This window comes from Rhizobium sp. NZLR1 (assembly GCF_017357385.1).
Lineage (GTDB): Bacteria > Pseudomonadota > Alphaproteobacteria > Rhizobiales > Rhizobiaceae > Rhizobium.
Map to the genome: position 1 here is coordinate 111,208 of NZ_CP071637.1, position 20,318 is coordinate 131,525.

20 protein-coding genes and 3 pseudogenes are annotated in these 20,318 nt (G+C 59.4%); 11 read left to right on the forward strand and 12 right to left on the reverse strand.

Annotation, left to right across the window (positions count from 1 at the left end; all coding sequences use genetic code 11):
* The first annotated feature begins 184 nt into the window (after positions 1–184).
* The gene (locus tag J3O30_RS32325) at positions 185–856 is read left to right on the forward strand and encodes a transcriptional regulator (protein WP_207586132.1); all 672 of its coding nucleotides are present in this window, start codon (positions 185–187) and stop codon (positions 854–856) included.
* A gap of 139 nt (positions 857–995) precedes the next feature.
* Entirely contained in the window at positions 996–1,511 is a 516-nt protein-coding gene (locus J3O30_RS32330; RefSeq protein ID WP_246762929.1) for a hypothetical protein, read from the forward strand.
* Between the two features lie 500 nt (positions 1,512–2,011).
* Here J3O30_RS32330 and J3O30_RS32335 read toward each other — a convergent pair whose 3' ends face one another.
* The 4 genes from J3O30_RS32335 to J3O30_RS32350 all read right to left on the reverse strand — a co-directional run bounded on the left by J3O30_RS32335 (position 2,012) and on the right by J3O30_RS32350 (position 4,923).
* The gene (locus tag J3O30_RS32335; protein WP_207586134.1) at positions 2,012–2,521 is read right to left on the reverse strand and encodes a nuclear transport factor 2 family protein; all 510 of its coding nucleotides are present in this window, start codon (positions 2,519–2,521) and stop codon (positions 2,012–2,014) included.
* 117 nt (positions 2,522–2,638) lie between these two features.
* Positions 2,639–3,415 carry an SDR family oxidoreductase gene (locus J3O30_RS32340; RefSeq protein ID WP_207586135.1) on the reverse strand — a complete coding sequence of 259 codons (777 nt, stop codon included), beginning with the start codon at positions 3,413–3,415 and terminating at the stop codon, positions 2,639–2,641.
* Between the two features lie 121 nt (positions 3,416–3,536).
* The gene (locus J3O30_RS32345) at positions 3,537–4,430 is read right to left on the reverse strand and encodes an NmrA family NAD(P)-binding protein (protein ID WP_207586136.1); all 894 of its coding nucleotides are present in this window, start codon (positions 4,428–4,430) and stop codon (positions 3,537–3,539) included.
* Between the two features lie 67 nt (positions 4,431–4,497).
* On the reverse strand, positions 4,498–4,923 hold the full coding sequence (locus J3O30_RS32350; RefSeq protein ID WP_128400691.1) for a MarR family winged helix-turn-helix transcriptional regulator: 426 nt from the start codon (positions 4,921–4,923) through the stop codon (positions 4,498–4,500).
* 198 nt (positions 4,924–5,121) lie between these two features.
* On the opposite strand from J3O30_RS32350, the gene J3O30_RS32355 reads away from it, so the two are divergent.
* The gene (locus J3O30_RS32355) at positions 5,122–5,526 is read left to right on the forward strand and encodes a hypothetical protein (RefSeq protein WP_207586137.1); all 405 of its coding nucleotides are present in this window, start codon (positions 5,122–5,124) and stop codon (positions 5,524–5,526) included.
* Positions 5,527–5,603: 77 nt separating this feature from the next.
* On the opposite strand, the gene J3O30_RS32360 is transcribed toward J3O30_RS32355, so the two are convergent.
* Positions 5,604–6,575: an alpha/beta hydrolase gene (locus J3O30_RS32360; protein WP_207586138.1), complete on the reverse strand. Its 972-nt coding sequence runs from the start codon at positions 6,573–6,575 to the stop codon at positions 5,604–5,606.
* A 96-nt stretch (positions 6,576–6,671) separates the two neighbouring features.
* Positions 6,672–7,357 (reverse strand): annotated as a pseudogene (locus J3O30_RS32365) (glutathione S-transferase).
* 104 nt (positions 7,358–7,461) lie between these two features.
* Between J3O30_RS32365 and J3O30_RS32370 the strand changes: the two are divergent.
* A complete protein-coding gene (locus tag J3O30_RS32370; protein ID WP_207586139.1) occupies positions 7,462–8,037 on the forward strand; it encodes a TetR/AcrR family transcriptional regulator in 576 nt (191 codons plus the stop codon).
* Positions 8,038–8,304: 267 nt separating this feature from the next.
* On the opposite strand, the gene J3O30_RS33595 is transcribed toward J3O30_RS32370, so the two are convergent.
* From J3O30_RS33595 to J3O30_RS32380, 3 genes are all read right to left on the reverse strand, one after another.
* Complete coding sequence (locus tag J3O30_RS33595) at positions 8,305–8,487, reverse strand: hypothetical protein (RefSeq protein WP_246762930.1); 183 nt, start codon at positions 8,485–8,487, stop codon at positions 8,305–8,307.
* Between the two features lie 451 nt (positions 8,488–8,938).
* Complete coding sequence (locus tag J3O30_RS32375) at positions 8,939–10,090, reverse strand: hypothetical protein (RefSeq protein WP_207586140.1); 1,152 nt, start codon at positions 10,088–10,090, stop codon at positions 8,939–8,941.
* A gap of 411 nt (positions 10,091–10,501) precedes the next feature.
* Positions 10,502–11,404, reverse strand: coding sequence for a LysR family transcriptional regulator (locus tag J3O30_RS32380; protein WP_207586141.1), 903 nt, complete (start codon positions 11,402–11,404; stop codon positions 10,502–10,504).
* Between the two features lie 129 nt (positions 11,405–11,533).
* Here J3O30_RS32380 and J3O30_RS32385 point away from each other — a divergent pair, with 129 nt between their 5' ends.
* Entirely contained in the window at positions 11,534–11,935 is a 402-nt protein-coding gene (locus tag J3O30_RS32385) for an SgcJ/EcaC family oxidoreductase (protein ID WP_207586142.1), read from the forward strand.
* 197 nt (positions 11,936–12,132) lie between these two features.
* Here the strand turns inward: J3O30_RS32385 and J3O30_RS32390 are convergent.
* Together J3O30_RS32390 and J3O30_RS32395 are read right to left on the reverse strand one after the other, a co-directional pair.
* Positions 12,133–12,570: pseudogene (locus J3O30_RS32390) on the reverse strand (SDR family oxidoreductase); the annotation flags it as partial.
* A gap of 135 nt (positions 12,571–12,705) precedes the next feature.
* Positions 12,706–13,613 (reverse strand): annotated as a pseudogene (locus J3O30_RS32395) (LysR family transcriptional regulator).
* 175 nt (positions 13,614–13,788) lie between these two features.
* Between J3O30_RS32395 and J3O30_RS32400 the strand changes: the two are divergent.
* The 5 genes from J3O30_RS32400 (at position 13,789) to J3O30_RS32420 (ending at position 18,101) form a co-directional block, all read left to right on the forward strand.
* Positions 13,789–14,535 (forward strand): glucose 1-dehydrogenase, encoded by a 747-nt coding sequence (locus tag J3O30_RS32400; RefSeq protein ID WP_207586143.1) that lies wholly within the window; start codon positions 13,789–13,791, stop codon positions 14,533–14,535.
* A gap of 33 nt (positions 14,536–14,568) precedes the next feature.
* A complete protein-coding gene (locus J3O30_RS32405; protein WP_207586144.1) occupies positions 14,569–15,405 on the forward strand; it encodes an alpha/beta hydrolase in 837 nt (278 codons plus the stop codon).
* A gap of 89 nt (positions 15,406–15,494) precedes the next feature.
* The gene (locus tag J3O30_RS32410) at positions 15,495–16,241 is read left to right on the forward strand and encodes an SDR family oxidoreductase (protein WP_207586145.1); all 747 of its coding nucleotides are present in this window, start codon (positions 15,495–15,497) and stop codon (positions 16,239–16,241) included.
* Between the two features lie 42 nt (positions 16,242–16,283).
* Positions 16,284–16,928, forward strand: coding sequence for a glutathione S-transferase family protein (locus J3O30_RS32415; RefSeq protein WP_207586146.1), 645 nt, complete (start codon positions 16,284–16,286; stop codon positions 16,926–16,928).
* Between the two features lie 48 nt (positions 16,929–16,976).
* The gene (locus J3O30_RS32420) at positions 16,977–18,101 is read left to right on the forward strand and encodes an alkene reductase (RefSeq protein ID WP_207586147.1); all 1,125 of its coding nucleotides are present in this window, start codon (positions 16,977–16,979) and stop codon (positions 18,099–18,101) included.
* A 78-nt stretch (positions 18,102–18,179) separates the two neighbouring features.
* On the opposite strand, the gene J3O30_RS32425 is transcribed toward J3O30_RS32420, so the two are convergent.
* On the reverse strand, positions 18,180–19,052 hold the full coding sequence (locus J3O30_RS32425; protein WP_246762931.1) for a LysR substrate-binding domain-containing protein: 873 nt from the start codon (positions 19,050–19,052) through the stop codon (positions 18,180–18,182).
* Positions 19,053–19,255: 203 nt separating this feature from the next.
* On the opposite strand from J3O30_RS32425, the gene J3O30_RS32430 reads away from it, so the two are divergent.
* Positions 19,256–20,227 (forward strand): ABC transporter substrate-binding protein, encoded by a 972-nt coding sequence (locus J3O30_RS32430; RefSeq protein WP_207586148.1) that lies wholly within the window; start codon positions 19,256–19,258, stop codon positions 20,225–20,227.
* The last annotated feature ends 91 nt before the right edge of the window (positions 20,228–20,318 follow it).

A 20,318-nucleotide genomic window follows, 5' to 3' on the forward strand; every position in this document is an offset into this window, starting at 1 on the left:
CGGCTTCATCCTCCGTGTGATTGTTACTCTGCCCCGTTAATGGAATCCGTTGACGGAAATCCTGCACTCGGATGTGTGGGCGGATACGCTGTTGGTCTCTATAGACTGCTGTCCAGGTAACCGCTATTTGCGATGCTGAGCACGTAGCCGAGACCTCTTGTTGACACACCCAAGGCCTCTTGAAATGAAAAAAGTCCAACGCAGTTTTGCCGTCGAGTATAAATCCGGGCAGCGGAAGACCGATCCCAAGGCCAACTCCATCTGGGGTAATATGGATCTTAAGTCTGTTGCCCGCGATGTAGAGGAAGAGGCAATGCCATTTCTGTCGGGCGGCCCGCAGGAGCGCGAAGCTACCGGCGAAGTGCCTTTCCCTGCATCAGAACAGGCCGGGCCTTTGTTGACACTGCCGCTCGGGCAGGAGACAACTGCATCGGCTTTAAAGGAGACAATGATGGCCGACGAAAGCGATACGATGACCAATACGAATGCGCCGGCCGTTGTCGAAACCGAACTTGCGCCAAAGAAGCAGCGTAAACCCCGCGCCAAGAAGGCGGCCCCTGAAACGGTTCTCGCCGAGGTAACCGCGGAACCGGCCGTAGCTTCAGGCGTAGCGGGTGGAAGGCAGAAAAGGGGACGCAAGTCCAAGTCGGTTGAAGCTGTCAGCAGTGCCAAGCGCGCGCCGGTGAAACGTGCGACGAGGCCTGCGCAGACAGTAACGATGGCCCCGATGGCGGCGGGCGATGAGATGGCGGATCTCCTGCAGTTGGAAGAGGAAAACCAAAGACTGCGCAGGCTGCTAGCCGAACAACTCCGCGCTGAGAATGCCGATCTGCGAAAGCGACTTAAGCTCGATTGAAAATAACAGAAGGCCAGCCGCAGGCGCATTTCCGTGGCTATCGGGTTATGCATTTGGCGGCAGTTACCGCTATCGCCAAAGCCGGAACTTGCAGCCTGCATGCGGGAAAGAACGCGAGGTCGAATAGTTGGCGTCTCCATTGAAATTTCTTGCTCGGTTGGTGCGGAGGCGAGAAATAGGCACAGTCGAAGACGTGAAGCCCGACATTTTGGCAATTGGCGGTCCAATTGAAGCGTCTGCCGAGGAAAGCCTGAACACCGCTGATCGAACGTCAGACGAAAAGGCACAGCCTCGCAGTCAACCTGAGCCGTCCGAAGAAATCGGAAGCGATGCTCAGGATACCGCCGACACTGCAAACGCCGAGCTAGTGAGAGCCGCTGATCTGGCTTTATTCGATGGCACTGACATCGCCGCCGCCCACCGCGCTCCGGAGCTTGACCAGACTACCGAAAGCGCGCCGCGCAAGCACGGCGGCCGTGCCAAGAGACCCGAAGCGGTTGCAATCATTTCACCGGCCTCTCCGGTCGCGCCGACCTTCTCCGATAAAGCGAGGAGCTTGGATGAAGAGATCAGGGTGCTCCGCGCGCAGTTGACGAGCAAGCTTCAACTGCAAAACGCCCAACTGAAAAAAATGCTGGAGCGATTCGAACGCTGATCCATTTGTTAGCGACGACAGCGTCACGCTCAGAAGCCAGAAACAGTCTCCGATTTGAAATAGGTGCCAACGGTTCAACCTCCTCGAGACCCTCAGCGCTCCAACCCATATGAGACCAACTGCAAGGTCGCTGCCGAACCAGGTCGCTTCCGGATAACGACGGGCTCGATATTTGATACGCGCCTACACCCCGGTCGACTGGGACACGATCCCGGCCGCACCTCCATCATTGGCTATGTGCATGGCGCAGGACCGGGGAGTGATTGGCTCGGAGAGCGAAGGCAGGGAAGGCATGTGACTTCTTAGACGTCACCACCCGGTAGCTGCTCGATAAGGAAGCGAGCATCCACGGCTTTGGAATAGCGGCGCGGCGACAACTCCATTCTGAACGGACATCACACAATCAATTCCAGTCGGACTCGCGTGTCCGACCGGCTCGTTCGTGGACGAGCCTTCTTCCGCGCGCATGAGGATCGATAGGTCGGAGATCCATCACGTTTCTAGAAATGACACGCTTTGTCTTCGGCAACATTCTCGACCCGCTTGTGGCGCACACGCCAGTCGCCGGCGTCCGTCCTGGTGAGCCGATCCGTCACCATGGCGTAGGAGATCAGCTTCGGCAGATGCTCGTCATATTCCATGATCTCCATAGGCGCGGACTTGAGTTTGCTTGCCTCGCTCGATGGAGCGATGCGGATAAGCAGGATGTAGTAGGTGACGATGATGTCGTCGTCCGGTCCAGCGTCGATCACGTGGTTACAGTTGTGCCGCCGAACGCCATGGGTGATGGGCTCGTAGCCCTTCAGGAATACCGCTAACTCCTCCTTTCCGGCACTTCGTCCAAGCGGATGATCGACGATCACATCGTCCGAGAACGCGGCAAGCAGTTCCTCCGGTTGCCATCGGTCAAATAGGAAATTGACCCGGTTCACGAAATCAATAGCCTCGAACCGGGTATCGGCGTCGATGCGCCGCTTCGGTTGGGCGAGCGGCATGGCGCTGGTGTTCATGGAAGATTCCTTTTGCAGAGGTTGGGGCACACGTCGGCGAGGCCCGGAGAAGTCAGGGGGCTGGGCTCTTCAGCGGTCTGAGGGCTGGAGAACTGGCAGGCGCCTTTGGATGGTGCGCTAGACGAGCGAGTCCACGACGCCGCCATCGACTCTCAGCGCCGCACCGGTCGTGGCGGACGCGAGGGGAGAGGCGACGTAGACCACCATGTTCGCGACTTCCTCGACCGTTGCCGGCCGCTGGATGATCGAGGTCGGCCGATGCGTTTTGACGAAGTCGATGCCGGCTTGCTCGAAGGACCGCTTGGCCGTGACATGCCCCTTGAGCATCTCGGCGGCGCCTTCGGACATGGTCGGGCCTGGTAGCACCGAGTTCACCGTCACTCCCGTGCCAGCCATGCGCTTGGCGAGACCGCGCGCAACCGCAACGTCGGCGGTCTTGCTGACGCCGTAGTGGATCATCTCGACGGGAATATTGAAGGCGGATTCCGAACCGAGGAAGATGAAGCGCCCCCACGACTTGGCAGCCATTTTCGGAAGGTAGGCGCGCGCCAGGCGCACGCCGGCCATGACGTTGACCTGCCAGTGGCGGTCCCAGATAGCATCGTCGGTCTCGAAGAAATCCAACGGCTGAAAGATTCCGAGGTTGCTGACGACGATGTCCGGCTCGGGTTCGGCTCGGATCATCGCGTCACAACCCTCGGCGCCGGCGAGGTCGAGCGCATGACCGCGCGCACGGCCGCCGAGGCGCGCCACCGCTGCATCGACCTTTTGCCGGGTGCGGCCGTTGATAATGACTGCTGCGCCCGCCTCATGGAGGCCGCGGGCAATGGCAAATCCGATGCCTTCGGTGGATCCTGTAACCAGGGCGACATTACCTGAAAGGTCGATGTTCAACTTGCTTCTCCTGGAAGGTTGGCCGGGCGCCGCGTGCATCGCGCCGCCACCAGTGTGTTGGACGGAGCCGGCGCTTCGGACCCGGTGATGGCGACGTCCCTGTCGGCAATGCGGGAGCGGCTTACGCCGCCGCGTTCAGGGTATTGAAGGCGGCCCGGTGCGAGGTGACGAAGTCCTGAACGGTCATCGGCGGCACGCCCGTCACTTCGGCGATGATCTTGTCGGCGCCCGAGAAGATCCCGTTCTGGTAATCGAGGGCGATCGCGCAGAAATGCTGGATCAGAAATTCCGGCAGGCCGAACTTTTCCAGGCGATCGCGATAGGCGGGGATGGTCAGCGGCTGGTAGCTGATCTTGCGGCCGAGCACCTCGCTGATGGCCGCGGCGATGCCCGGCTGGTCAAGCTCGGTCGACCCATGAAGCGTGTAGGTCTTGCCGATATGGGCGGCCGGATCGGCCAGCAGCAAGGCGATCAGACGGGCCTGGTCCTCGGCGGCGATCGGCGCATGGCGGCCAGCGCCGTAGGGCAGGTCGATGATGCTCTGCTCGACGATCGTCTTGCGTGCAAACGGGTAGAGCAGCCATTGCGAGAAGAAGGTCGGCCGCAGGTGGATGGTGGGAATACCCGACCAGTCGAAGATCCGCTCGGCGATCCAGTGATCGCGCGCCGCATGGCTCTTGGAATCTTCGCGCGCGGAGATCTGCGACATGTTGATTACGGCCTTCAGCCCGGCGCGCCTGGCCGCATCGGCGAAATATGCCGTCGTCTGGATGATGCCGGGACGGACGGGATAGCAGAAATAGGCGGCGGCGGTGCCGGCGGCGGCGCGGATAACGTCGTCATGCTCGAAGAGGTCGCCGACCACGACCTCCGCGCCGTCGCTGCGAAGCGCCTCGGCCCGCTGGTCCTCCTTGTGGACCATGGCCCTGACGGCATGACCCTTTTCGAGCAGACGTTGGACGGTGTAGCGGCCAGTCTCACCGGTCGCGCCGGTAACGAGGAACGTGTCAGTCATTTCTATCTCCTTGTGTTTGGCTGCATCGTGATATGTGTAATTACACACTTTCGGGTAAAAAAGGGAGCTACCCGCCGAGGTTCAGCTCCAGAATTTCATCGCGCATGCGCACGGCACGGTCCTGTCCGACCTCCCGCTCAAACGCGGCCTGGGCGTTTTCCCAGAGCGGAATCGCCTCCGCCACCTTTGCAACGCCCGAAGGGGAGAGTGTGACATCGAAGGCGCGGCCGCTGTCGGCTCTGCCGGCGACAGCCCATCCGGCCATCTGCAGCGGCTTCAGCGCGCGGACCAGAGTCGTGCGCTCCATGCTCAGCATTTCAGCCAGACTGGTGATCTTGAGGCTCTGGTAGGCCTCGAGCAGGGACAGGATGGAGAACTGCGAGACCGACAGTCCGGCAGGCGCCAGATGATTGTCGTAGAGACGACTCAGATGTCGCGCGTTCTGGCGTGCGGCGAGGGCGTAACAGAGATGGGGACCAGTTGGTGTCGGCATGGGGTACATCTAAATGTGCAATTGCACAGTGTCAAGTCCATACCTCGCCTCCGATCGACAAGGCGTCAGACCTACAAAGCCGCGGTTCAGGGCTCATTGCTTAAAGTGCAATTACACACTACGTTCAGGAATGTCGCAGTCGAGTTTGGATCGCGCTTACGCGACACGATAGAAATCACGCCATCCCGGAGAAACGACATGTCGAGCAGTAACGGAGAAAAGCATCCATTCCTTGATGATCTTGCTGAAGACGCGGAGCTGAGAGGGACGGTCCTGCGCCGTCCGGTTTCGGGTCGTGACAATATCAAGCGCCTGGTCGAGGCGGTCGGCACGCTCTACGCCTCGCAGACGCCCACCTTCTATGGGGCGATCGATCAGCGCCATTTCCTGCAATACAAGGCAACACTTCGCACCGGCCTCGATCTGGAAGCGGTAGGTGTCATCGAGCGCGACGAGACCGGGCTCGTTCGGCGCGTGACGATGACGTTTTCGCCTTTGGACGCTGCGCTGTCGCTGTCGGCAGGACTGGGCGGCATTGTCGGGGAGGAGTTTGGTGACGATCTCTTTTACGACGCGTCGGTCAACGCGATCACGGCGTCCTGATTGCCAGACTCGCATACGATCGCATGCAAAGGCGCCGGAGGCTGGGCTACAGCCAGCCCCCGGCCTTTCCCACGCCATCAGCCGCGAAGGAACGCCAGCAGGTCGGCGTTCAAGCGGTCCTTGTCGACATGCAGCAGCCCATGCGAGCCGCCTTCGTAGACAATGAGCTTGGCATGTGGAACGAGCCCGGCGGTCAGTTTCGCGGAGATTTCCAGCGGGACGATCTGGTCGTCGCTGCCGTGGACCACCAGCGCGGGAACGGTGATCTTCTTGAGGTCGTCGCGGAAATCGGTTTCGGAGAAGGCGCCAAGCGCGTGATAGGCGGCAAGAAAGCCAGTTGCCTGCCCCTGCCGCCAGTAGCTCTCCCGCAGGCCCTCCGAGATGTGCGCCCCCGGCCGGTTGAAGCTGTAATACGGCATGGCGACCTCGAGATTCCACTGTGACCGGTTTGCCTGCACCGCCGCACGGAATGTATCGAACAGTTCCTTTGGCGCACCGTTCGGGTTGGTCGCAGTCTTCAGCAGGAAAGGTGTCACCGAGGAGACGAAGGCGACCTTGGCGACGCGGCTCTGGCCATGGCGCGCGACATAGCGTGCGACCTCTCCACCGCCCATCGAATGGCCGACGAATGTCGCCTCGCGCAGATCGAGCGCCTCGACGAGCTGGGCCAGATCATCGGCGAAGGTATCGTAGTCGTAACCACCGGCCGGCTGGCTTGATCGGCCAAAACCCCGGCGGTCATGGGCGATGACGCGGTAGCCATTCTGCAACAGGAAGAACATCTGGTCCTCCCAGGCGTCGGACGAGAGCGGATAGCCATGGCTGAACACCACGGCCGGACCGGTGCCCCAGTCCTTAAAGTAGAGGCTGGTGCCGTCTTTCGTGACCAAGCGGTCGCCTGTGAGCTTCCCGGCATGGACTGACGCGGGCGTTTTTGCTGCCGCCAAGTTCGCGCTAGCACCGGCCGCCGCCAGTCCGACGCCGGCGATGGCGGCCCCTTTCAGCAGGTTGCGCCGGGAAGTTCTGTCGGGTGTTGAGATCGTAGACATGAGGAAACTCCGTGAGAATTATGCCGCCTGGGCGGCGCGATTGGCGAATGTGGTTGGGCGTCGGTGCCGTGTTCGCACCCCTTTCGTGCGGGTGGATCAGAAGCCGAGCCTGCGCAGATCCTCCGCGACGAACATCTGGCCGCTGCGATTCTTGACGCTCGGCAGTTCGGAGACCTTGGCGCGCCAGGACTTCAGCGCGGAATGATCGTCTGGGATGGCAATGCCGGCGGCGTCCGCGAACATCAGCCCGGCAAACACGTGATGTCGGCCATCGAGAATGCATCGCCGGCGACGTACGAACGATCCCGCAACACCCTGTCGAAATACCTCATGCCGGCGAGCGCCTTGTCGCGCTGGCGATTGCCCCAGTCCTGACGGCCGGCCCATTCCGGGCTCTTGAACACCTGCAGCTCGGCGCCGAGGCCCGGCGTCGCGTGATGGAAGTAGTTGCCGACAGCATCGAGCAGTTCGGTCTCGGCCCGTTTCTGCATCATGTGGATCACGGCCTTTTCCTTCGGCGTCTTGCCGGTGAGCCGAGGATCGCCGTCGAGATTATCGAGGTATTCGGTGATGGCGGTTGCCTCCGCGATGTAAGTGCCGTCCTCGAGCTGGAGGACCGGCAGCACGCCAGACGGGTTCTTTTCGAGGAAAGCCGGCTGTTTGTGTTCGGCGCCGATGAGGTCGACGGAGACGAACTCGACCTGCGGTTCGAGGCCCTTCTCGGCGAGCACGATGCGGATACGGGCCGGATTGGGAAAGCCGGGGCGATCGAAGATTTTCATGGGAGACTCCTTTGTCTGTCTATCGATAGATAGATTGCAGTCGTGGTTTATCCCTTCCCTTTTCTGGCGTCAACAACTATCTATCGAGTGATAGGTAAGGATCGATGATGGCCAAAACCAAAACGGATATGCGCGAGGCGGTCATGACCGCCGCAAGGGCGACGGTGCAGTCGCATGGCTACAATGCGCTCAGCTTTCGCGAACTCGCGAAAGAGGTGGGGATCAAAAGTGCCAGCGTGCACTACCACTTCCCGACCAAGGGCGACCTGGGGGCGGCGTTGGCGCGCCGTTATACCGAGGAGGGGGCGGCCTATCTCGCTGAGCTCCTGGCGACGTCCGAGGACGCGACCTGGTGTATGGACAAATACACGGCGATCTTCCGCTCGGCCCTAGCCAACGATAACCGCATGTGTCTGTGCGGCATCATGAGCGCCGAGCTTGACGATCTTCCGATCGAGGTTCGGACCGAGGTCGACAAATTCGCGGCCATGAACGTTGGTTGGCTTGTCACGGTGCTCTCGCGGGCAAAGCCTTCAGTGAGCGAACAGGACCGGCGGGAACAAGCGATGGCGATCTTTGCCGCCATCGAGGGCGCCCAGCTGGTCGCGCGCGGCTGCCGGGACATCGGCATCTACGACCGGACGATCCGGTCTTATCGGACGACTGGTCTTATCCCGTGATTGGTGATTATGGACCATCCTTTCAGAGTTCATAAGATGCTGAAACGATCGGGCTCTCTCCCGAGAAAGACCCGTTTCGCAGCAGGGATTGGGGGACACATCCAACTTCCGTCGCCGTGGCGCTGCCCTACGGCAGCCGACCGTGGCGCGACGGCTGCAGATCAAGTTTGCTGACCACGGCTTATGTTTCGGTGGATGCAATTGTTCATATTGCAGCCACTTGGGACCCGCGGGCACCCCGCGACGGCGGCGGAGAAGACAGGCGCATCATAGGGTGTTTTTCAGATGGTATGCTGCCCGATCTGCCGAATCTCTATCGGAACGATGGAGGTTGATTATGCGACCCGCATCTGTGATGCTTATCCCGTGCTTCTTTGCGAAGTAGGCTACGTCATAAGGGTCTGAAACCTTTTTACGTGTTTCCTGCACAATGAGATGATCTCGGTTCATTGCATCTCCTGGTAGCTGATCGATCCGTTGAGCAACGATGGCCGCTTCGTCGTTGTTTGGCGAGAGACAATCTCAGTTTGTGTCTTTTGATCGAAAGCTCTGGGGCAGGTGTTGCAGATTGGACTCAAGTAAACCGATATGGAACGCGCACCATCTGGCTGGCCGATATTGTTCTTACCAAGCGGTCATTCTTGTCGATGTCAAAATGCTACGGCCTTGGTTAGCTCAGAAGTTTCAATAATGAGGGTCGGTGGTTCGAATCTTATCAAGGCGCGCATAGGCGGCCCTTCGTATCGGCTCTCATTTGGACCCTCAATGCCTCAATGATCGCCGCGCGATTCTCACGGTCGCCTCAGCCGCACTGAACGTCGATAACGAGTCAGACTAGAACGCGATCAACCTACCTGCTCATCAAAATAGCTTTCTGCGCAGGAAGATTGGTCGCAATCGACTATGGTTGCTTATCGGGCGATTGATCGTACTGAGCGTACGCATCTAGCATCATCTGCGTATACTCACTCGTGCTGGAGGTTAGCTCGCCCAGTCCAGGCCAGGCGAAAGGTATGGAGGACCACATCGATTCAAGTTCAACCTCGATACCCAGCTGGGCCGCCACAATCAAAGCCTGAACCGGCTCTTTGTCGTGCGGCCACAAGTCGTCCTCTAGCGATATCCAGACGTCATTCTCGTCATCGACACTGATCCGAGCTTGAAGCGCGCCGAGCCTCTCGCTGATGTTCGTGGCGTCATCAAGCAAAGCACTTCGGATGAGGAGAGTGATCTTCTCCTCATTCAGCTCGAGTTTGGGTCCGTCATCTACAAGCCGGAAACGGGGCTTGTCCCCGTCCACGGTGCTGTCAGTTTTCACGGGCGGGAGAGATTTGCCCTCATCTTCACACCAGAAGGCCGTGTCGAAGATGTCGAGAGGAGATGCGCCACACCCGGGGCAATGCCAGAGGTTTTGAGCGATCTGAGTACCGGTAATCGTTCCGTTACAATGTAAGCAGAACCACACTCCCGAGTCTCGGCCCCACAGCGGGTGGCGAACCACCCCGTCGATGTCAGGTTTTGTGGACCGTCGGGGCCAATCGGTAGAGATCTCACCACGAACCTGGACCGCCCGATCTCTGACCAGGCTAAGCGCCTTCTGAAGAAATTTTGGGTCAAAAACAGGGCATTTCCCATCATTTTCGGTAGATGTCTGGACGATCGGTGACGCGCCAGGGTTCCCCGGCACCGTGATACTCCACCCATCTCCGGCCATGATGACGTCGTGGAAAGCCACTTGAAGGCGGTATGCATGACCTCCAATCACGCCATGCTCGGCCTGTTCCAGAAGTGCGAAGCGGCGGGTCATCGCTTCGGGATCTCCGGTCTGAAAATCCGGCACCGGAAGAGCATGTGCCACGAAGGATTCAACGCTCGCCATCTGTTCGGAATTAGGCATCCAATCATTCTTGCTGACGGAAATCAGCTTTGTCCAATTGGCAAAACCCAATTTCACCGCAACCAAGTCAAGAGCTTGGTGTAGCGTAATCCTGTTGGCCCGCGCGTATCGTTTAGCAAGAAGCTTGAGGCTACTAAGTTTGTTCGCTTCGGTCATATCCATATCCTGAAATGATCCGACCATGTGCCCGCTAATGGCCAGACCATGCCTATTGGCACGGAGTGACACTTCAGAAATGAAACGCTGACATAGCTTTGCGTGGCGGGCACACCGGCCCGCGTGTAGGGCCAGGCTTTGTATGCCAGGCAGGGCGTTGTCGGTCAAGCGGATGCAAATTTGCCCACAGCGATTTCACACAGCACGCCGGCAACCGCGGAGCGGTGAGGACATCGTCGCCTTATTTTCAATACGTTAGTTTCAAGTGGCCGGCGGGCCGCGGGTTCGCATCCCTTCAAGAGCTCGGAATGGCGTGTCCGATCCTTCTCTGGAAAAGGCGCTTGAGCGTAGTCAGCTCCTGATAGCAGGTGTCGCCGTGTTCGCGACGAGGCTCATATTGATGCCCATTGATTACCATATAATATTTCGGATGCGGGGCTCGAGCAGCGGAATCATTTCTTTGACCTTGGGAGAGGAATTCCTCTGAGAGGCATATACGAGATAGCTCGGCCACGGGGCCGTTGACCACTCCGGAAGTACGCGCATCAGCCGTTTTTCCGAAATGCTGCCATGAACCAGAGTGGGCGGCATGAGGGCAATTCCTTCGCCGATCAAAGCGAGGTGCTTGATAGCACCAACCGAGTTTGAGGAGATACGGGCTTGTGGAACGATCCTGGCTTTTTCGCCGTCGGTGGAGACCAGATTCCAGGTGGTCAAGCTGTTGGTATTCTGCTCGGGTAATATGACAAGACACTGATGATGTGCCAGTTCGCGTGGCAGGCTAATCTCGTGCGACTGCTCCAGGTATTGGGGAGCCGCAACCAGGATCAGGCCGGCTTCCCCCAATCGCTTTGCCGTAAACCCGGCGTCCTTGAGCGGACTTGCCCTGATGGCGATATCGACCCCTTCACCGACCAAGTCCACAAGGCGATCCGTCAAGAGCATTTCGACTTTCACGTCGGGGAACTTCTTCGTGTACTCAATTGCGGCATCGCAGATCGACGCGTAGTCGAAATCGACGGGCGCTGTGATTTTCAGGGTGCCCGAAGGGTGCTGCTGAAACGACGAGGCTTGAGCGCCGGCGCTCGCCAGCGCAGCCACAGCTTGCTCCGCTCTCTCGAAAAATATGCTTCCAGCGTCCGTGAGACGGAGTTTTCTAGTCGTGCGCACGAGAAGGCTCACTCCAAGCGCTTTTTCGAGGTCGGAGATCCTATCGCTGACAGTCGAATTGGGAAGCTCCAGTTCTAGCGCGGCTTTCGTGAAGCTTCCCAGCTGCGCGACCCGAACAAATATCTTCACGCCATTCAAGTCCACGGGCCCCTCCGACTCACTGTCCGGCTCAGCGGATAATATAATCGAAATGTACGGACTAATCTACCAGGACAAAGCGGTCTATCTCTTGCACTCGTACAGATCAAAAAAGAAAATTTAAGGAAAAACCGCATGTCACAGAGCCACACGGACAAAATCCAGATCGAGCAACTCATCGAAAAGTATATCGGCGCACTGAACCATTCGAAAGCCGACGACGTGGTGGCGTTGTTCACCCCGGACGCCGTGCTGATGGGAGCGGACGCCCCAACGGTGGAGGGGGCGGAGCAGCTCAAGGCTTTCTTCGACCACGGCTTCGGCTTGATCAAGCTCGAACCTAAAATCGACATCGACGAGATAATCTTCACCGGAGATTTCGCGTTCGCAAGATCGCATTCGCAGGTGCGGGTCACCGTTTTGCAGGCCAACAAATCCCATTCCGAAGAGAACCGCGAGCTGTTCATATTCAGAAAGGATGGCGGCGAGTGGAGAATTGCGCGGTACATGTTCAACAAGCTACCTCCCGCCCATTAACGGTATGACGAGCTACCCGTTTCAGAAACCCTGTGTTCTGGACAGTCTGCCATCCGCTCGTCGCGATGGCGACGGCAGGGTTTGGCCCTGCCGTCGAACGCGGATCGTCTTTGCCGGTAGGACCGCAAGAAGGGCGGCGAGTCTTTCTGCCGGAGTTGTCTGGCGAGTGGTGGTGTTTTCGCGGCGGTGCCCGGCGCCTAGAAAGCGGCCTCACCGATCGACGCCCCGCCATCGACATGCAACGTCTGGCCGGTCATGAAGGCGGCATCGTCGGAGAGCAGGGAGGCGATGGTCGGGGCGATCTCTTCCGGAGCGCCGAAGCGTCCCATTGGCACGCCGGCCAGGTATCGTGCTTCACCGGCGCTGCCGGCCGGATTGTTGGCCCGGAACAGTTCGGTCTCGGTCGGACCAGGCGAGACGGCATTGACCGTGATGCCCGAGGTCGCAAGTTCCAGGGCCCAGCCGCGGGTGAAACTGACCAGGGCCGCCTTTGCTGCGGCGTAGGCCGTAGGCTCGACACTACCGAGAATCGTCAGGCTCGTTATGTTGACGATCCGTCCCCAGCCTCGCGCCTTCATGCCGGGCAATGCTGCCTGGGTAGACACCAGCGCTGGATGCAGGTTGACCCGCAAGACGAGCAGACTGACGTCCTCGCGATTATCGTCTCCGGCGAAGGACGTCTGATATGTTGCGAGGCAGCCGAGGATGCCCCAGCTTTGCGGTGCGACGTCCCCTGTAAGAGAGGATGTTCGCGGCCTTGGCGAGGATATCTAGCCACTTCTACGGACGCCTGCCGGTCCTGCCTCGATCAGCATGTTGATCCTGGAGAGAAATGTCGCGAGGACGGGAGAGGGGTTGTCGCGGCGATAGCCAACCGCCAGCTCGATTGTCGGTGGTTCTCCGTCGAGAGGGCGACTTACAACCGACCAGGGAAGTAGCGGCTCAACATACGCAGGAAGCAGCGCAATTCCCCTTGTTGAGGCAACGAGCGAAATCCCCATCGCGAAATTGTCAATGCGGTGGGAAGGGGTGATATCGATCCCTTTGTCCCGTAGATAGTCGTCGACGACCGCGCGCAAGACGTGCGGTACGTCGGAAAAGCCAATGATGCTCTCGCTCGCCAAATCTAGAGGGGTGACCACGGAGCCGGCCGCAAGCCGATGATCACTCGGCAGGACGGCGACCAGCGGTTCGCGCGCCACGACTTGGTAGGTAACATCCGGGCGCGGCTCAACGCGCAGAAAGCCGAGGTCAAGCTCACCGCTCTGGAGAGCGTCGGCCACATCGGCGAGTACAGGCTCGATACTTTGAAATCGATCAAAGGCAGTTCGGCGCGCAGGATTTGTGTGACATGCGGCAGCCAATCGACCTCCTGTCCCGTGAGAAAGCCCACAGCAAAGGTAGCCTTGGCAGGCCGTGCCGCGCGTCGGGCTGCAGCAATTGCCTCGTTTGCTTGACCGAGCGCCAGCCTCGCATGATCGAGAAACGCTGAACCCGCAGGCGTCAGCGTGATCCCACGGGCATTGCGGATGAAAAGCTCGGCGCCGACCTCGAGTTCGAGATCGCGAAGTTGTCGGCTGAGAGACGGCTGTGCGGTATGCAAGCGCTTTTCTGCCGCTACCGTGAGGCTGCCCTCTTCAGCGACCGCGATGAAATATCGAAGGTGACGCAGTTCCATCAAGCCATGCCTCTGAGGTATCGCTCGCGAACATATAAAGTCTTTTTCCAGGCCGCAAGGATAACTTATCTATCCCTCAACGAGATCGAGATCACCCGATGGCAAGCGCTACCGAACACAAGCGCTTCCGAGTGTGAAACCACTTGTTTTTCGAACATAGGAAAAGGAAACCATCATGGAAAACCAAGTCATTCTGATCACTGGCGGCCTGACCGGCATCGGTCGGGCAACGGCGGTCGCCGCTGCACAAGCGGGCCATACAGTCGTCGTGTCAGGTCGCAACAGCGAGACCGGCGAGGCATTGGTCAACAGTTTGCGTGCCGCCGGCGCCGAGGCTGAGTTCGTTCGCGCCGACGTCCGCAACGACGACGATGTTCGCGCGCTCATCGACCATACCGTCAGCCGGTTCGGCCGGATCGATGCAGCCATCAACAACGCCGGCACGGAAGGCACGCCCGGCCCGATCGGCGATCAGACCGGTGAAAGCTATGCCCAGACCTTCGACACTAACGTCCTCGGCACGTTGCTGAGCCTGAAGCACGAGCTGCGCATCATGCAGAACCAGGGCCATGGAAGCATCGTCAACATCTCGTCAACCTATGGCCATGAGGGTGCTGCCGGCGCTTCGATCTACTCGGCCAGCAAGCACGCTGTGGAAGGCCTCACCAAATCCGCGGCTCTCGAAGCGGCACCACATGGGGTCCGTGTCAATGCGGTGGCACCGGGACCGACCGATACGGGCATGCTCGATCGCTTCACGGGTTCCGAAGACCGGAAGTCAGCCCTTGCGAGGTCTGTGCCGCTCGGCCGTGTCGGCAAGCCCGATGAACTTGCCGCAGCAATTCTGTTTCTCGCATCACCCGCCGCATCCTTCGTGACGGGGCAGATCGTTACCGTTGACGGCGGCAAGACGGCTGGCTGATTTTCTCAACCGATTTCACACATGGGCTCTGCTATGACCAACTATACCCACGATACCGTCCCGACGCAGTTCGTCGAGGCCAACGGCATCCGCTTCGCCTACCTCCGGTTCGGCAAGCAAGGCGGCATACCGCTTGTCTTCAACCAACATTACAAAGGCACGATGGATAACTGGGACCCGGCTGTGACCGATGGGCTTGCCCGGGACCGCGAGGTGATCCTGTTCAACAATGCCGGCGTGGCGAACTCATCCGGTGAGACGCCTTCGAGCTTTCAGGAAATGGGTGCTAACGCGATTGCCTTCATTCGGGCGCTAGGCCTCACCAAGGTCGACGTGCTCGGTTTCTCGATCGGTGGCTTTGTCGCCCAGGAAATCACGCTGCAGGCGCCTGATCTCGTCCGCAAGCTGATTTTAGTCGGCACGGGTCATCGTGGCAACGATATGTCGCAGAGCCAGTCGAACGCCATCTTTTCGGGCAACTATGATCCGCCTGAACATCTGTGGCTCGCCGTACATTTCTCGCCGTCCGAGACAAGCCGGGCCGCCGGCCTGAAATTCATCGAGCGCAAGCTTCGCCGTCAGGAGCGCGATCCGGAAGTCAGCCTGCAGACCGTTGAGGCTCAAGGCGCAGCGATCGGCAAGCACATCATTCCGCGCGATGACGCGCTGGATTACCTGAAGACGATCCATCAGCCGGTGTTGGTCGTGCAGGGAAGCAACGACGTCATCATCCCCACCAAGCATTCCTACACCCTGCAGCAGAACCTGCCGAACGCGCAGTTGATCCTCTATCCGGACGCCAATCACGGCTCGTTCTATCAGTATCCGGAACTGTTCGTGGCGCACGCCAACCTGTTCCTGAACGTATAAACCGGCCGCCTCACCACAATCCGAGATCGAACGGCGCCTGGCAATAGGCGGACGCCGAACGATCCCTCACACCCCAAGGAGATACCATTATGAACGGCTGCAAAGGTAAGACAGCACTCGTCACGGGTGCTTCCCGCGGCATTGGCCGCGCCACGGCACTCGCGCTCGCAAAGGCCGGAGCCCAGGTGCTCGTGCATTACGGTCGCGGCGCTGACGAGGCAAAGGCCGTCGTCAAGGAAATCCGTGACGCGGGCGGCCGGGCTGAAGCCCTCGGTGCCGACCTGTCCTCGCCGGCGGGGCCGCATGACCTCGCCAAGCAGGTTCGTGCCATCGTCGGGGATCGTCTCGATATTCTCGTCGCCAATGCCGGTACGTCACAGGCCGCGACGATAGAAGAGACGACAGTCGAGGATTTCGATCGGCTGTTTGCCGTCAACGTCCGCGCTCCCTTCTTCCTTGTCCAGCAGCTTTTGCCGATCCTCGGCGAACGCTCGAGCGTCGTGCTGCTGTCGTCGCTCGCAGCGGATGCTGCGGTGGGAAACCTATCGGCCTATGCATCGACCAAGGGCGCCATCGATACCCTCGTCAAGCATTTCGCCGCGGCGCTTGGCCCGAGGGGTATCCGCGTCAATGCCGTCGCACCGGGCGTCGTCCCGACCGACATGTCGAATTTTGCGAAGACCGACCAGGGTCGTGAATTCACGCTCGGCATGCAGGCGCTGAAGCGGATGGCCGAGCCAGAGGACATTGCGGACGCTGTGGCATTCCTTGCCTCTGAAAACGCCCGCTGGGTGACCGGCGACACGCTGCATGTCGACGGCGGCTCCAAGCTCTGATTGCAACCCCATTGCCAAACCCATCACTCAAGGACAGTCATCATGAACGCCAACTTGAAACTCTACCAGTCGAACGGCTCGCCGAATTCCCGCCGCGTCCGCATCTTCCTTGCCGAAAAGGGTGTCACGCTCACCCAGGTGGCGATTGATCTCGGCGCCAAGGAGCAGTTTTCCGACGCCTATGTCGCGATCAACCCACGCCGGGTTGTCCCCACACTCGTGCTGGAAGACGGAACCGTGATCGGCGAAGTCCCCGCCATCATGCGCTATCTCGACGAAGCTTTCCCGACCAAACCTTTGCTCGGCGCAGATGCCAAGGAGAAAGCCGTCATCCAGATGTGGGAACGACGGATGGAGCTTGAAGGCTTCGCGGCCGTCATGGAAACGGTCCGCAACCGCGCCGCCGGCCTGAAGGGACGCGCGATTGCCGGCCCGCATGATTACGAGCAGATTCCGGCCCTGGTCGACCGCGGCATGGAACGGGTGAAGGATTTCTACACCGACCTCGAAGCCCGTCTCAACGAGCAACCGTTCGTAGCCGGACCCGCCCTATCGGCCGCCGACATCACCGCCTTCGTAACGATCGGTTTCGCCACCAATGCGCTCCAGCTCGCGATCCCCGAAGCGAACGCGGCGACCAGTCGCTGGTACAACGCCCTGGCAGCCCGCGAAAGCTTCTCGGCCTGACCTCTCAAATCCAGCTCCGTCTCCCAAGAACATTGGCAGGTACATATGATGTCCAAGCTCTTCACTTCAGTGCGGATCGGCGCGCTTGACCTCAGTCATCGCGTCGTCCATGCCCCAACGACCCGACTGCGTGCGCTGGCGGACGAGACACCCAGCCCGATGATGGTGGACTATTATCGCCAGCGGGCATCGCAGGGCGGTCTGTTCATCACCGAGTCCGCCCATCCCTCGCACGACAGCCGCGGTTATATTGGCGCGCCCGGCATCTATACAGACGCCCATGTGGCGGGATGGCGGCAGATCACCGACGCCGTCCATGCCAAGGGTGGTTTGATCATCATGCAGATCGCTCATGATGGCCGTCAGAGCCATGTCGATCTCAGCGATGGCGGCGCTCCGATAGCGCCATCCGTTGTGCCGTTCGAAGGAAAGGCCTTCACGCAAAACGGCCGGGTTCCCGTTTCGCCGCACCGGGAGATCGCACTCGAGGAAATCCCGGTGCTGATCGAAAGTTTCCAACGCGGTGCCGAGCGGGCCAAGGCTGCCGGCTTCGACGGAATCGAACTGCATGCCGCAAACGGCTATCTCGTCGACACCTTCCTTCAGGACGGCACGAACAAGCGCACCGACGCTTACGGTGGCTCGATCACCAATCGGATGCGTTTCCCGCTCGAACTCACCGCGGCCTTGATCTCGGTATTCGGCGCCGATCGCGTCGGCGTCCGTATCTCGCCGAGCGGCACCTGGGGGGCGATTTCGGACAGCGATCCACAGGCGACGTTCGGCGCATTTGCCGAGGCCTTGAACGCCTACGGTCTGGCCTACCTGCACATTATCGAACCGCGCGTCAGCGGTGTCGAAACTGTGCATGAAGGGCAGGCACCTGTCGCATCCTCCTATCTGCGCAAAATCTTCAAGGGGCCCATCATCGCCGCCGGCGGATTTGATCGCGCCGACGCCGAGTCGATCATAGAACGTGGTGATGCTGACGCTGTTGCGTTCGGTCGGTTCTTCACATCGAACCCCGATCTGCCGGAACGGTTTCGTCGCAACCTGCCGCTCACGCCCTATGTGCGCGAAGCCTTCTGGGGTGGTGACGAACGGTATTATACGGACTTCCAGCCTATGGCCGGCGATACCCCAACGCAGTTGCATAGTCTCGTCAAGAATTAGCTTAGGCAGGAAACTGCGTCGCTCCGAGCTCCGGCTCAATTTTTCAAAGTTGGTCCCACGTAACTTTCTGGCGATGCATCAAGCAATCTCGACTTCGCGGCCAGGAAACGCACCAATCACCCAATCTGAAAAGATCTGTGTTGAGGCCGGAACCGTTCCTTTAGGAAGCGCAAGATAGAAAGCGTGGCGAGCAATCGGAGGCGCATCGACGGGCTGTATCAACGACCCCTTGTTGAGGAAGTTCTCTATCAGAGGAGGACCGATCAGAGCGAAGCCTTGGCCATCGAGAGCTGCCTGAACCAAATTGGTGTAGGAGTTGACCGTGATGCCGGTCCGAGCCTTGCCCATGTCGATCCCGAGGGTGTGGAAATACTTCGCCCACCGGGTTTGCTCGTCGTAAGGACCTTCGAGATGAATGAGAGGCTGCTGAAGTAGATCGATGGGGGTCAGTCTGGTCCCGGATGGCAACAGCTTGTCTGAGCAAGTGGGACTGATGGACTGACGGCTGAGAAAAGTCGCCTCGGCATTGTCAGGTTGCGCATCACCGTATCGGATAGCAACATCGATATTGTCGTCGAAGCCCAGGTTTCCGTCGGAAACGATAAACCGCAGCTCGATGTCCGGATGGATTGCCCTGAACTCGCCAAGCCTTGGCATCAGCCAATAGGTCATGAAACCCGGCGTGGTCCCGACATTGACGACATTGGTGTCGGCTTGCCTGGTGATCTCCGCTGTCGCCCGAAGCGCTCTCTCCAAGGCATCGGAAATAGCTACATGATACCGCTCTCCGGCCTTCGTCAGCCTGACTGAGCGCTGCAAGCGCTGAAACAGCGGGACACCAAGGAATCTCTCCAGCGCTTGGATCTGCTGGCTGACAGCCACGCGTGAGACATTGAGTTCCATCGCCGCCTTGGTAAAGCTAAGCTGACGTCCAGCGGCTTCGAAGGTCACGAGGTGGTTCGGGGGTGGCAGTCTTGACCGAAGCTTTTGCATAAAGCTGAGCTTACGCATATCGTAGGAATTAAGCAACTTGCCATCGCCTGTATGGAACGTAAGCTGACCCCTGCTTGATAACAATAATTCAACATACGACGCCGGAAGCTTGATGCTCACCGCCGAACGTTCAGGCGTAATTTGTTCGAAAGGGGAACGACATGAAATCTATTCTCGCAGCAATCGGCTTGCTTGGCGCGAGCCTGCTTGCCAGCGTCACCAACGCGAATGCCGCCTGCGGCAATGTTACGATCACCGAGATGAACTGGTCATCGGCCGCGGTGGTCACCGCCGTCTCCAGCTTCCTGATGGAGCAAGGCTACGGCTGCACTGTCAAGAAGGTGCCGACCTCCACTGTTCCGGCACTCACCTCGCTTGCCGAAACCGGGCAGCCCGACATTCTGACCGAGGTCTGGCCAGGTGTGGCCGATGTCTATTACAAGCTCGAAAAGGAAGGCAAGATCGTCAAGGTCGGCGACGTGCTGTCCGATGGCGGCGAAGACGGCTGGTGGATTCCCCAGTACCTGGCTGATGCCCATCCAGAGCTAAAGACCCTTGATGGCATTCTGGCAAATCCGAAGCTCGTCGGTGGTAAGTTCAACAATTGCCCGGTCGGCTGGGGCTGCCGTACGTCGGATGACAATTTGATCAAGGCGTTTGAGCTCGAAAAACACGCGATCGAGATCTTCAACCACGGATCCGGCGAGACGCTCGCCGCTTCGATTGCTTCGGCTAACACCGCGAAGGAACCATGGTTCGGCTACTACTGGGCACCGACAAGCGTGCTCGGCAAGTACAAGATGTTCAAGGTCGACATGGGGCCAATCGACAAGGACAAGGCAAAGTGCAACGCGACCGCCGATTGCGCGACACCCGGCAAGACCGGCTGGCCGAGCGCGACCGTGCTCACCACTATGGGCAAGGCCTTTCACGACAAGAACCCGGAATTGGTCGCTCTCATGAGCAAGGTCAGCTTCAAGAACTCGCAAATGAACGAACTGCTCGCCTGGCAGGAAGACAACAAAGCGACTGCCGACGAGACGGCGGTCCACTTCCTGACGACCTACAAGGACGTCTGGCCAAGCTGGCTTTCTGAAGACGCCAAGGCCAAGATCAGCGCCATCGTCAAGTAACGTCTCGGGTCCGCGGCAATCCGCTTGCGGACCCCATCACGTTCGATCCTTGTCTCAAGGGCAGCGTCAACCTGTCCCTCAAGCTTCAGAT